Here is a 12,717-nt window from a genome sequence, read left to right on the forward strand (position 1 = left end):
ATTGTAAGTGTTCAGTAAACCCTCCATCAACAAGTTAAAACCCTAATAAATGAAGACCGGAATTAATCCGGTCGGGTTAAAATATCTCGAAAGTTTTTGTTGAGGGGATAAATATAGATAGCTTTAATAGGAACTGCATACTCGTAAGTTCGGTCCCGTTTTCCCCGGCCTTGGGTATCGCCAATATAACTCCAATTCGCCGCCTTGTAACAGGTCCCATGAAAGCGATCCTTCTCAACGAACGTTTCGATCAGAACCGGCTTATATGAGTAGATGGTTTGCCAATCTTGGGGTAATTGTCTAACACAAAGTGCTAACACTTTTGAGGCTAGGTTCTTAACTTGAACCCAGGGCAAGATCAGAAACCGCGTATTATTAACGATCCCGTTGAGACGTTATATTCGTTGCTCTCTATTCCAACCAATCATAGTGTCACGTGGATGCAAAGCCCAAGCAGCTGCAGAAAAGCCAATGGCACCCAAAAGCACGCCGTCTTCTGTATAGATAAGGTATCGAATTTGAGCTCCTGTTAAGGGAGTGTACCCAAGGTAATGGTAGCGCTGGATCAATTCATTCCATAAACGCGAGAGTTTTGGTTGCATCACACGAACCAGTTGAATCGTTCCTAGAGCGGATAGTGGCTTCGTAATGGGGTTGCCAGGGTCACTGGCCGTTGTCAACTCTAAATGACGATGGCGCGAACGATTGGGATCCCCCCGTAGCGGTGGGGGCAATTCAAGAATACCTGCGCGATGCATGCGTAATAAAGCCACACGGCAACTCATCTCTTTGAGCTTCCCGTCCGGCTTAAGCCAGTTGAGGGCAAGGCAGACTTCACGGGAAATTTGCGTCCGATTGATCGAATCCCTCTGGCTAATTTCTCGGATGAGCTTTAGTTCTGAGTGACTAAAGGTACGCCCACTGGCGGTCATCACATTCATCGCCTGGCCCTCCGCAGTTTAAGGGCTTCCCTTGTCTTTTCCGAAAGATTCCAAGGCAAGTAAGATTCCAGATCCTCTGGGACTTTACCTAGGCACGCGCAAGCCTCCAGGTAATAGACGAGGTAGGCTTGAACATTCAGCTTATGCTGAGCAGCGGTCTGTAATATTGACATCATCATGACAGCAAAATCGCCACTCCACTTAGCGTGATTACCGTAGTAGTTTTTACGTCCCACGGTCGGTGAACGCAGAGCCCGTTCCGCGACATTGTTATGAATGGGAATGTCAAGATCACTCACAAAGACGGTCAGAGCCGTCCAATTACGCTCAAGGCTTCTCAGAACTTTGACTTGCACCGGTTTTAGATCAATAATCGCCAGTTGAGTATCCCTCTGATCAGCCATCTTAGCCAGATGGTTCTCGACCGAGACCTGCCTCTCAGCCAACAGAATCGCATCATTTCGGCATGCAACACGGTCATCATTGAGAGAGTCGAGCCAGTGGATTTCAGAGATCCAATCGTCCGCCCAGTCTGTAAGGGCTGAATTACCTTCCTTGGCTCGGATAAAGTCCCGCCGAACATGATACCAACAAAGTTGACGCTGAAGCTGACCTTCTAAAGTCTTATAAGCACTATAACGATCCACATTAATAACGCCTTGGGCATCTTGTCCAAAATGACCTTTAGGCACCTGACTTGAACGAGAGGGATCCAGTACAAATACTGTAGTCTGTTTTGAAGCAAATACCCACAGCCACCAGCGAAAACTTGTTTTCCCTGGTGTTTCTACAAATACCAGCCAGCGTGTCTCATCCACGTGCCAGTGTTTTTGTTCGCGGCTCACAGCTACCAATAAATCATATAAGGGGATGATATATTCCATGAGGGCTTTGAAGGCACCGATGATGGTACCAGCGTTAACCTCTAAACCTTCCATGGCCCACTGCTGAATCTGGCGATTTAGCGGAATTTGAAAGAAATACTTTTGAACCATGATAAAACATAAAAATGCTGTGCTGAATTTGCCCTTAGGAATAATCTGAGGCGACTTAGCGGCAGTCATAATCGCAGGAACTGAGCAATCGCACGTCTTTGCAGCTTTTTTCCGTCGGTGCTTTTTAACGATGACCTTCACTTCATAGTCTATCTCGATAGAATCTTCGGTCAAATTGAGATCACGGTATTGCTTCCCACACTGTGGACAGACCTTTTTGTTTAAAGGAATCTCATGGATCATCTCAATGATCGGAAAAGAATCGGGGATATTCCGCCCCCGACCAGTATGACCTGGCTGAGCTCCTCTTTTTCTTAAACCATCACCTTGTTGAGTGATTCCAGAATCATACGCATCCGCATCCTTGTCAACCACGACTCCATCCTTGGAAGCAAGATAGAGCCGTTCTGACGAAGGGGCAAAGAGATCACCTTGGAGATTACGAATTTTCGCTTCCATCTCTTCGAGACGAGCGTCACGGTCAGCAATTTCTTGCTTTAAAACAGCCGTTTCTTCCGCAAGTTTCTTGACATACGCCTTTAAAGCGTTGACCGGACCACATTCAGGGAAAGTGCATAGAGGTTTCTTCGTTCTTGGTTTTCTCTTTGATGAAGTTGTAGGTAGCTTTTCACGATCATCTGTACTCATGCTTCAATTATGCCATAGAATTCTCATTGTAGCCAGCAGAATTTTATTCAGTTATTTTGAGGGAAGGCCTCTTGAATGGTTTACTGAATACGTACCAATAATTTATATGAAGAATAATCAGCAGGTATCATTGAGTCATTAATCACAGTTACTTCAAGTTTTATTGGAGCGGAATAAGTATCTTCTGTTGAGTAAACTACACTTGATATCTTTTCGTTATCTTTAAAATTACAAATTAGCCTTATTTCAGGTGAATCACTCCTGTTCATCACATCTCTTACTTCGTACTCCTCCATAGGAACAGATTCAAAATTATAGCGTTTATAAAACCTTTTGTCTGCAGCCATATGGGGAGCACGTAAACTTTGCGGAATATGTACTACATAAAGAACTTTCCCCGGCCTAGATTTCCGCAATTCGATTTGGTTTATTATAATCCCATCGATACGTTGATGAATTCGGGAATTTATAACCTGTTCGATCCACTCCTTAGTGATTCCATTAGGATCATATCCTTCGCTTATTCCAACAGGGATATGACCATCTTCAATAATTCCATACACCAAAGTACCACCTGCAGAATTTGCGAAAGAAGAAACGTCCTTGCTTAGCTCATTCTTTTTACCATCTGTACGTTGCAAGGCACCACATTCCTTGTAATCGAGGCTCAGGCTTTCCTTTACCTCATTTTCTATAAGAGTCAATATATCGTCTTCATCCCATTTTCAGGCTGGTTTGACCAAAATTTTAACCTCTTCTTGACCCCAAATATTACATGTCGTATAAAACGATGGATTGCCGACAGGCGTCGAAAATATCCCCAAATCCTTAGGGTTTATACAACACGTGTCGGGAATACTTCCTTATCCGTGAATATGGTTTGAAACATTAACTAGTAAGGTAATTTACGAATCACTGGCAACGTTATTAGTATTAATTCAACAAAATAATAAGTATTCCTTCATTTAGGACAAACAAAAGTGATCCAAATCTTCGGATCACAAGTTCCGTATCCTTGAGCTTGTTTTTGTTTCTGTGAAGTACATCTCCAACAACTGATGTACTCCGTCTAAGGCTTTTTACTTTTTGATGACAATCGTCTACATTCCAGCAGCCTTTCTGTAAGTCTTAAAAAGATTGGTCATTTTAACTGATGTCTTAAACGAGTAGATGTTATTTTTCTGCTCAAAAGAAAAGGCCACCTTGAATGTTACTTCAAGGTGGTCTTTGTAGACTATGACTTTATCGACGTAGCTGTTGATGAACTTCTTACATTCTGGGATATTCTTCTCAGTTACAAACTGCTTAAACATCTTGAACATATTCCTTAGGTTGTCCTCGGTTATCTCAACCGCTGCGTCCCTAATACTCAGTTGCTGTATAGCTATTCCCAACAACTGCTTTTCTTGCTCCAGTTCTGTCATTCGGGTCTTGAATGACTCCTGAAAAAATCCATTTTCTATAGCGTTGACGATATTGGCAATTTGATTTTTTATCTCCTTTAGCTTTACTCCCATTTCGGAAAGTTCTTTATTTATGTTAGTGTTGGACTTTAACTGGTATTCATTAAGCATCTGAACTAGATGAGGGATGGCTTTGTCATTGAACAGTCGCTGCTCTAACTGATGCAGGACGTACATCTCGACGTACTCTCTACGGATTTCCTTATTGTCGCATTGCTTGGTTCGGTCGCGATTGCCGCAGCGATAAGTGACATATTTTGGACGGTTCTTACATTCGGGTCTGTGGTTTCCCTGGAGCGCATGACCACATTCGCCACAGAAAATCAAACCGCTGAGAAGATAGATTTCTTTAGCCTTGTAGAATCCAGGTTGACGTTTATTGGTTGCCATTTTGACCTGAGCCTTTTGGAAGTCCTCCTTGGAGATTATGGCAGGTACTCCACCTTCAACTCTGATTATAGAATCGTCATCTTTATCTTCATGACCATTTCTTTTACCGAATGCATCCTTACTAGCAGAACGATTGAAGACGTAGGTGCCTGAATGCTTTTCGTTCCTAAGCAGTTCATGGATGCTGTTTTTGCCGAAGGTATTGCCCCTTTTGGTTTAGAACGGTTATCATTTTTCTGTAACCGTAGCCGTCGAGATAGAGTGAGAAGACTTCGCGTACCACTTTGGCCTCAACCTCGTTAATTACATATTTTTTAGTAACGGGATCGATATCAAAGCCCAGGGGGAATCCCCCCTGTATTTTTACACTGAAAAGCATTTTCCTTCATGCCCTTCATAACCTCTCTGGCAAGGTTTTTAGAGTAGTATTCTGCCATTCCTTCGAGAAGTGACTCCAAGATGATTGATTCAGGACTACCATCTAGATTTTCTGTAACAGAGAGGAGCCTAATGCCGTTCCTTTTGAGCCTTTGCTTATAGCTAGAGCTATCGTACTTATCATGACTGAAGCGGTCTAACTTGTGGACGAAGAGTACATCAAAGAGGCCTTGGCTACTCTCTTGAATCATTTGTTGAAACTCGGGGCGCTTATCGGTGGGTGCTGACTTTGCTTTGTCGGCGTAAATCTTAACAACATCGTAGCCGTAAGACGTTTGGAAATGTAGTACAGTTATTTATCCGAATATCGAAAATAGTTCTATCAATATATAAAGGGTCCAATCATTTTACTTGGCCATGCCTTGAGAGTCTTCGAATGCATGAGGCTTATGCTTTGCGCAGATTAACAAAAGGCAGCATACATTGTATTTTAGGTATTATCATACCCATAGCAGGATATGAAGAGCAAGCTTCAAAAATGGCGTATTAATTATAATGCAAAGAAATTTTGCGTAAAAAGGTTTGGATGAGGTATTTTTTGCTAATAATTTTATATATATGAAAATAAATATTGCGTATTTAGGCGGTGGGCGTTATGATGGTGATAAGGATTATACCGCAGGGTAAAGAGAGGCGGGGAAATATGAAACTCTGTAAAATCTCAATCGATGGATTTAGAAACATTAAAATGTCAGAAATAATTTGTAGTGAGTTGGTTGCCTTAGTGTCATTGAATAGTTACGGCAAGTCTAACTTACTTCAGGCAATTGATTTTGGTGTAGATTTCATTAGAAGAAATGAGGACATTAAGAAAAATATGATGTCCTGGACGAAGGGCATTCCCTTAAATAAGAGTATGCCTTCAAAGGATTTTCGAATAGAGTTTGAAATGAAGACATCAATAGATGAAAGTACATATCTTGTATTATATGGATATCAATTTAAGTGGGTAAGAGATGACGAAACAGGTGCGCGTATTGTTGGTGAGTGGCTAAAAGTAAAACTGGATGAAAAAAATCAAAAGTATAAAGTACTGATAAAAAGAGACATGAATAAGGCATTCTATTGTAGTACTGAAACGGGGAGATGTAATAGTAAGGTTAAGATAGAAGATAACGATTTAATTATTAACAAATTAAAGGCATTTGATTCCCTGTATTACTACGATATTATAAAAAGAATTAATGGTTTAAGGGTTTATATTGAGCGACATTTGGATGCAAGCGATTCCTATAGTCCTAATCCGCTAATTCGTACGAATGTGGATGCGTTGGAAATGGAAGGAAACAATCTACCTCGAGAAATTTTTAATCTAAAAAAGCTACATCCCGAAAAATATGAGTTACTTATGAATGCTTTTATGCAACTTTTTCCACAAATTACAGACATTGATGTCCAAGAAGTTAGTGTAAAAACAAAGTTAGAGAATAAAATTCCAGATGATCTGCCGTTTAAATTAAGTAAGGAAGTGTATATTTTATATGTAAGTGATAATAACCTAAATCAACCAATTAGTTTTGAAGATATGTCTGATGGCGTCAAAAGAGTATTTTTATTGTTAACAAATATCATCATTGCTGACATAAATAATCTTTCACTTATTGCAGTTGAAGAACCTGAAAACTCAATTCATCCAAGTCTACTGCAAAACTATTTAAGAGTGGTGACACAACTGTTAGGAGAGACGAGGATTATTATTACCAGCCACTCTCCTTATATTATTCAATATCTCGAGCCACATAACATATATATGGGAATTCCAGGTAAATATGGTGTTGCACAATTTAAAAGAATACGGACAGCTGCCCAAAAAGCACTAATTAATGATGCCTCTAACTCGGAAATGTCGACTGGGGACTATTTGTTTGAATTACTTAGTGGTACTGAAGAGGATATAAAGATTATTGAACAATACTTGGAGACTGAGAATAATGAGTAGGGGTATCGTAATTTTTATTGAAGGAGATACGGAGGTAGAGTTTTATACTAAGCTCATTGATCAGCTTCACACATTTGCCCCGGGACAAAGATTTAAAGTCGATAAATTGATTATAAGAAACCTCAAAGGTATTGGAAATTACAAAAATCGGGCAAAAAGGATATTTGAAAACGAAGTTATTAGCAGAAACCCAGGTGTGAACTTTACCGTAGTATTGTGCTATGATACAGACGTGTTTGATCTCTCTGCAAAACCGCCAGTGGTATGGTCTGAAGTCGAACAGCAGCTAAAGGCAAGTGGTGCCAATAAAATCATCCACGTAAAAGCTAAACGAACCATCGAAAATTGGTTCTTGTATGATGCGAAAGGGATACTCCGATATCTTAGATTACCAGAAGACTCAAAGATCCCTATAAATGGTGGGGCGGATGTTATTAAAACCCTTTATAAAAAGGCTGGTAAAGTTTATATCAAAGGCTCTGCTACTAAAGGATTTGTAGATGCTTTAGATATTAAAGCAATAATGATTTTGATTTGTCATGAACTTAAAAAACTATGTAAAGAACTAGGGATGAAATGTTCAGGCAATAAGTGCAGAGGAAATGGAGAGCAATTGTAATCCCAGCCTTTTTGGGTTTCTCTTCAATAAATTCCACCGTAAATGTTTCGCTGGTGACATTATTAATAAGTACTCGCTCTTATCTAGGTAGTATTATTTCGTATTGCATATTAGTTTGCTAGAATACGTTTTCAGAAAAGGATAGCTTTCTTTCACAGAACTTTCGCACTTTACAATATTATTTCAGTATGCTACTCTTAATTTAGTTGTGAATTGACGCTGGTTGGGGCAGCGTATGTGTCGGGTGTGCTACTTTTAGAAGTATTGGCTGGGTTGGTAATACTTTTTTTGGCAAGAGAGTTCGTATTAGGTAAACAAACGGGGGTGGATAGTATGAATAAGACTAATCAAATGACTGGTTATACTTTTAGTGTTGTTGATACTTTTTGGGCTATTGGTTGTAGCGGAGTAGCTAACGCCCTAGCAGCGTGAGTTCACAACTTGCCAAAGGAACTATCCCCCTCCCCCTCACAAAATAGGGCTGCAGTAATGCAGTCTTTTTATGTTGCCTGAATAGATTTGCTTTTATGATAATTTTCTTATCGTGGGTTTGGATAGGTGTGCCTCGCCTCCGCCATCTAAACCCTCGAATTTAGGCGGAGATACATAACGAAAGCCTTGAGGTACATCAAGTTGTACGACTCAAGGCTTTTTTTGATTTTCAGAGGGAAATTTACATTCAGACCATCACCAATTAAATGAATGGAGGAAATGAATTAATGGCTGATTTTCCAAATTGCCCAACATGTAATTCAGGATACACTTACGAAGATGGAAATGGTTTAGTTTGCCCAGAATGTGGCCATGAGTGGACTTTAGAATCAAACACCGAAAGCAATGAAGATAACAAGATTGTTAAAGATGCAAATGGGAATGTCTTAAACGATGGCCTCTTTGTGCCCTGCTCAACCAAGGAAATTACTACCTTTATTCATAGCAACAGTATGATATAATAAAAATTACTTATATTCTGTCGAATCAAGGTGGTGACCTAATATGCAGCAACATATTTTAAAGCGTAAGTGCATCAATGTGGAACTAAATAACATATTTAAATATCCGCTGACTGTAGCTGTGGCGGCAATGGGTTACGGCAAAACTACATCAGCAGGCGATTTCCTCAATGAGGTCAATGCAAAATATGTATGGTTGTCTGTTGATAGTGATGAATCTTCGCCTCAGTATATATGGGACTCCCTCACAAGTCAGCTGGCCAAAACCAATCCGGAGGTAGGTAAACAGCTTCGTGCTTTGGGTTTTCCCGTCGACACTCCACAAAGAGATAAGGTCTTAAAAATTGTTGAAGACCTTACCTATATGACGAACACCGTCCTGGTAATTGACGACTATCATTATGCTCACTCTTCAGAGCTTGACAGGCTGATTGAAAGAATAGTACGGGCGAAAATAGATGGATTTTATATTCTGATCCTCTCAAGGATAATACCTGAATTTAGGATTGAGGAGTTAATGCTTAAAGGCTATTGCTATTTGATAAAAAGTCACTTATTTGAAGTTAGCACGGATGAAATAAAAGAGTACTTTAAATTGTATTGCCATGATATATCTAACGATACAGCAAGGCAGGTTTATGAGATATCCGAGGGCTGGGTATCAGCTGTATATCTAATCATGCAAAGATATTCTGAAATAGGTAGGCTGGAGTCGTGCAGTAGTATTGAAAGACTGATTGAAACAGCAGTTATGAGCCGGTATACGAATAGGGAAGTAATCATCTTGAAATCACTATGTGTACTTGACAGCTTCACTCCACAGCAAGCGGTATATGTGACAGGTGATCAAGAAACTGAAAGGATTATTCGAAAAATAAGCTATGGAAACTCTTTTATACGTTATGATCAACGGAACGATGTTTACAGAATTCACATCATATTTAATAATTATTTAAAAGAACTACTTGATGAACAGAAGTCAACTATGGACTTCGAAGGTTTATATAAGCGCTCCGGTGAGTGGTGCATTGATAACGGTGACATTATCACAGGGTTAAAATATCTCTTGAAAGCAAAAGAATATGACCTAATTCTCTCTGAATTTGAAAAAAGTAGCATCACTAAAGTGATTGACAGCAATCCTAAATATATCTTAGAATTATTTAAGCATATTCCGGATGAAGTAAAATACCGTCACCCTATTGGCTATCTGGCCTATACGGGTTTTTATGTTACGAATGTGGATAGGGAGGGCGGTTCATACCTTTTATCAGAAATAGAGCAGTATTACCAGAATAATCAGAGGATATCTTCTGTATTGAAAACACGAATTCTTGGAGAAATAGAACTGATACGAGCGTATGGTTATTTTAATGATGCTTCTCTAATGTATAAAAAGTTTAAAAGAGCACATGGTATCTTGGAAGGCCACTCCTTCATAGCAAACAAGAATAAAATTATCACATTTGGATCTCCTCATTCTATGTACCTTTATTACCGCGAAAAAGGGAAATTGCTGTGGACGATGAAGTGTGTTCAAGAGATGTTTCCTTATTACATGGAGATGGCTGGAGGTTGTGGCAAGGGGTTTGATGATTTGCTACGAGCGGAATACTGTATGGAAACTGGAGATCTTGAAGGGGCTGAGTTTAACGCATATAAGGCCATATACAAGGCCAAAACCATGGAACAGGTTTCGATTTTAATATGTTCCAATTTTACTATTGCAAGGGTGTACGTAGCAAAGGGTAAGTTCGATGAAGCTCTGGGGATTATGGATGATTTAAGTGCTGAAGTAGAGGCATGCAACAGTCCTATTCTCAACAGTGCATTTGATGTGTGTGCCGGCTACATAGGAGGTATAACGGAAAACGAAAATGGTTTTATCAAATGGCTAAGGTCTGGAGATATGGAACAAAGCGAGGTATTGTACCAAGGCATGGGGCTTAATTACATCGTCTATGGGAAATACCTTTTGCTTAAGAAAGAGTATATAAAATTAGAGGTGCTCTGCGAGCAAATGCAGCAGGTTTTTTCAGTGTTTAACAACGTGTTGGGTTATCTGCATATGTATATATTGGTCGCTATCGCCAAGTATAGGCTGTATGGGTTAGAAGAAGCAAAAAAAGCAATTTATTCAGCACTAGATATAGGAAAAGCAGATCGTCTTATATTACCCTTTGCGGAATATGGTAGTTATATTCTTGAGATTTTCCAAGACTTTCAAGAAGAGGTCAACCAAGATAATGATTATTTTAACATGCTTATAGCCTGTACGACCCAGCATTCTGCCAATTTAAAGCGTTTGAAAAGTACAAAGTTGCAGGTCCCTTTGTTGACGAATCGCGAGATGGAAATACTCAAACATGTTCTAGAAGGAAAGACCAATCGGGAGATTGCCTCAATACTTTTTGTTGCTGAGGTTACCGTCAGAAAAAATATTACCTCTATCTACCGAAAATTACAGGTAACGGGACGGGCTTCGGCTGTCAAAAAAGCTCTTGAATTGAAAATAATGTGATAATTTAAAGAAAAGTATCGCATGCGATAATATATTGTTCAAGAAAACTCCGCTATGATTATTAATAGTAGAGTTTTTTATTGTTCTAAAAATTAAAACATAATAATAATTTTCGCTCTGAAGGGAGAGTATGTGACACGATTTTGAAAATCTTTAGATAAACTCCTTTCTTCACAATTGGTCTCGTCTTATAAACCTAATGAAGTGCATTAACCTCCTTTTTCTTCTCAGGGGTCATAGAAAACCAAATGGGCATATGTTATACTGCCTGACCAGATGTCCCGTCCTGGGCAGAATAAGTGTTTTTCTTACTCATACCTTTATTATCTTATCTTTTCAGTTCCGTGTCCAACCCCCTGGGGTCATTATATTCGAGAGGGATGAAGTGCCCTTGTTCCTTAAATTCATCGTCGATCATTATCTCAGAGTGGAGGTGTCATAGTGCCAAAAGAAACAGTGATTTGTTATCTTTCCTCGTTATTGTTCTATGGAATGGGATATTCCAATATGGCGGACCTCAATACTAAGCATATAAATACTTATGACGCTACTATATATGTAACGTTTGCAACGGCGTATTTTGTACTAACAATCTTCTTAGCTGTATTCGGATCATGTATTTTTCAAATTAAGGCGTTTAATACTAAAGACATTAAAATAAATGAGATCGAATTCGAAGTTAAGGCAGGTAGAGGATTTGCTAATAGAAAACGTGCAAGCCTACTGGAGGTAAACGATCGTTTTTCACTCCCGGAGTAATATATAGATTTGAAACGAAAGATGTCTTCCTAAGATTGACAAATTCTTAAAGCGCAAAAAATGCAATTCGAATAGTGCAGAGAATCAGAGGATAAAGAGTATACGGGATATTGTTTTTATCAAAAACACGAAAAAAGCCTATTATGAAAACACAAAAATCAGCTCTCATGCCTGATTTTTGTGTTTTTTGAGCTCTAGGTGTTCTAAATACTTTACATAGTAACACTTATGGGACCCCAAAATTAAATTAAAGATTTCATGGGCACTGGCGATCTCGTTTATTTCCTTTTCTCCTCGCAATACCTCCAAAACTCTCTCCGCCTTAAATTCTGCGCTAAATACTCTTTTCTTCATCAATAATAAACCTGCTTTCTTTAGTGGTTTTATTATATCAGGTTCATTATCATTTCAAAAAATCTTGTCGAGTTTTCCTAGACCATTATACTTCTTGGTTTGTCGATTTTTTTGACGGTTAGATAGTCTAGTTTGATATCCTGAGGATTATTTGGCATGGGCGTGACTTGAGCCTGCTCTTTCTCCGGAGCGGTTTGATTCCGTTCTTTGAGAGCCTGATCCAGCTCCCGGATGGTCATATCTTCTACATCATGCTACAGGATAAATTTCTCCAGCTCATCTTCCGGAATCCCCAGCAGAAGATGGTCTGGCAGTAGGTCAAATTCGCCGGCGCCGGCGAATTTGAGCTGCCGCCGTCATCGGTGGAAGCGAACAGTTTATCTCCCTATTCTTCAAAGAGCTGCATCAGCCTGTTGGCTGTGCGCTGGGAATAGCTCACCGATTCGACTAACCATTTTCCCCATTCTCCATGCGGGAGCAAGGCCTTGGCCTCCTTCAGGCGCTTGCCGACCTCGATGGCATTGGTAAGCATGATTTTACAAGTCTGTTGTTGATCCTATTAATCTCAGCCGCGATGCCTTGCGGCGTACGTTCAGTGATGGGTTCATTCATTTTGATTCCCGCCTTTTTGGTAGCTTTAATTACAGCATACGTAGACGGGCTTCGGATGGTGAAGGCTTGGGTATAAACCTATCAA

General features: G+C 39.7%; 10 protein-coding genes and 4 pseudogenes. 6 read left to right on the forward strand and 8 right to left on the reverse strand.

Annotation, left to right across the window (positions count from 1 at the left end; translation table 11 throughout):
- Window positions 1-62: 62 nt before the first annotated feature.
- From JL57_RS13445 to JL57_RS13465, 6 genes and pseudogenes are all read right to left on the reverse strand, one after another.
- A pseudogene (locus JL57_RS13445) lies at window positions 63-941 on the reverse strand (DUF4338 domain-containing protein).
- Window positions 938-2,584: an IS66 family transposase gene (locus JL57_RS13450; protein ID WP_034142562.1), complete on the reverse strand. Its 1,647-nt coding sequence runs from the start codon at window positions 2,582-2,584 to the stop codon at window positions 938-940. Before JL57_RS13450 ends, JL57_RS13445 begins: the two are co-directional and overlap by 4 nt.
- Window positions 2,585-2,664: 80 nt before the next feature.
- Window positions 2,665-3,288, reverse strand: coding sequence for a helix-turn-helix domain-containing protein (locus JL57_RS13455; protein ID WP_291300065.1), 624 nt, complete (start codon window positions 3,286-3,288; stop codon window positions 2,665-2,667).
- A gap of 396 nt (window positions 3,289-3,684) precedes the next feature.
- Window positions 3,685-4,437 carry a recombinase zinc beta ribbon domain-containing protein gene (locus JL57_RS13460; protein WP_291300066.1) on the reverse strand — a complete coding sequence of 251 codons (753 nt, stop codon included), beginning with the start codon at window positions 4,435-4,437 and terminating at the stop codon, window positions 3,685-3,687.
- Window positions 4,438-4,485: 48 nt separating this feature from the next.
- Window positions 4,486-4,816: pseudogene (locus JL57_RS36400) on the reverse strand (recombinase family protein); the annotation flags it as partial.
- Window positions 4,770-5,171 carry a recombinase family protein gene (locus JL57_RS13465; protein WP_291300068.1) on the reverse strand — a complete coding sequence of 134 codons (402 nt, stop codon included), beginning with the start codon at window positions 5,169-5,171 and terminating at the stop codon, window positions 4,770-4,772. The pseudogene JL57_RS36400 and the gene JL57_RS13465, both read right to left, overlap by 47 nt.
- A gap of 347 nt (window positions 5,172-5,518) precedes the next feature.
- On the opposite strand from JL57_RS13465, the gene JL57_RS13470 reads away from it, so the two are divergent.
- The 6 genes and pseudogenes from JL57_RS13470 (at window position 5,519) to JL57_RS13495 (ending at window position 11,666) form a co-directional block, all read left to right on the forward strand.
- Window positions 5,519-6,814, forward strand: a complete 1,296-nt coding sequence (locus tag JL57_RS13470; RefSeq protein ID WP_034142569.1) for an AAA family ATPase — start codon at window positions 5,519-5,521, stop codon at window positions 6,812-6,814.
- Complete coding sequence (locus JL57_RS13475) at window positions 6,807-7,433, forward strand: hypothetical protein (RefSeq protein ID WP_045691436.1); 627 nt, start codon at window positions 6,807-6,809, stop codon at window positions 7,431-7,433. Before JL57_RS13470 ends, JL57_RS13475 begins: the two co-directional genes overlap by 8 nt.
- Before the next feature lie 237 nt (window positions 7,434-7,670).
- The gene (locus JL57_RS13480; RefSeq protein ID WP_034142564.1) at window positions 7,671-7,865 is read left to right on the forward strand and encodes a hypothetical protein; all 195 of its coding nucleotides are present in this window, start codon (window positions 7,671-7,673) and stop codon (window positions 7,863-7,865) included.
- A 287-nt stretch (window positions 7,866-8,152) separates the two neighbouring features.
- Window positions 8,153-8,323: pseudogene (locus JL57_RS13485) on the forward strand (alkylphosphonate utilization protein); the annotation flags it as partial.
- Between the two features lie 106 nt (window positions 8,324-8,429).
- On the forward strand, window positions 8,430-10,907 hold the full coding sequence (locus JL57_RS13490; protein WP_034142565.1) for a LuxR C-terminal-related transcriptional regulator: 2,478 nt from the start codon (window positions 8,430-8,432) through the stop codon (window positions 10,905-10,907).
- A 441-nt stretch (window positions 10,908-11,348) separates the two neighbouring features.
- Window positions 11,349-11,666 (forward strand): hypothetical protein, encoded by a 318-nt coding sequence (locus JL57_RS13495; protein ID WP_291300067.1) that lies wholly within the window; start codon window positions 11,349-11,351, stop codon window positions 11,664-11,666.
- 165 nt (window positions 11,667-11,831) lie between these two features.
- Here JL57_RS13495 and JL57_RS13500 read toward each other — a convergent pair whose 3' ends face one another.
- The gene (locus JL57_RS13500) at window positions 11,832-12,020 is read right to left on the reverse strand and encodes a transposase (RefSeq protein WP_034142566.1); all 189 of its coding nucleotides are present in this window, start codon (window positions 12,018-12,020) and stop codon (window positions 11,832-11,834) included.
- Window positions 12,021-12,109: 89 nt separating this feature from the next.
- Window positions 12,110-12,632 (reverse strand): annotated as a pseudogene (locus tag JL57_RS13505) (DUF3102 domain-containing protein); the annotation flags it as partial.
- Window positions 12,633-12,717 lie beyond the last annotated feature (85 nt).

It is taken from the genome of Desulfosporosinus sp. BICA1-9, assembly GCF_000802135.1.

Excerpts from the sequence above, each read along its gene's own strand:
- JL57_RS13470 (WP_034142569.1), top strand. The coding sequence starts at position 5,519 with ATGAAACTCTGTAAAATCTCAATCGATGGATTTAGAAACATTAAAATG.
- JL57_RS13500 (WP_034142566.1), bottom strand. The coding sequence starts at position 12,020 with ATGAAGAAAAGAGTATTTAGCGCAGAATTTAAGGCGGAGAGAGTTTTG.
- JL57_RS13460 (WP_291300066.1), bottom strand. The coding sequence starts at position 4,437 with ATGGCAACCAATAAACGTCAACCTGGATTCTACAAGGCTAAAGAAATC.
- JL57_RS13450 (WP_034142562.1), bottom strand. The coding sequence starts at position 2,584 with ATGAGTACAGATGATCGTGAAAAGCTACCTACAACTTCATCAAAGAGA.
- JL57_RS13475 (WP_045691436.1), top strand. The coding sequence starts at position 6,807 with ATGAGTAGGGGTATCGTAATTTTTATTGAAGGAGATACGGAGGTAGAG.
- JL57_RS13490 (WP_034142565.1), top strand. The coding sequence starts at position 8,430 with ATGCAGCAACATATTTTAAAGCGTAAGTGCATCAATGTGGAACTAAAT.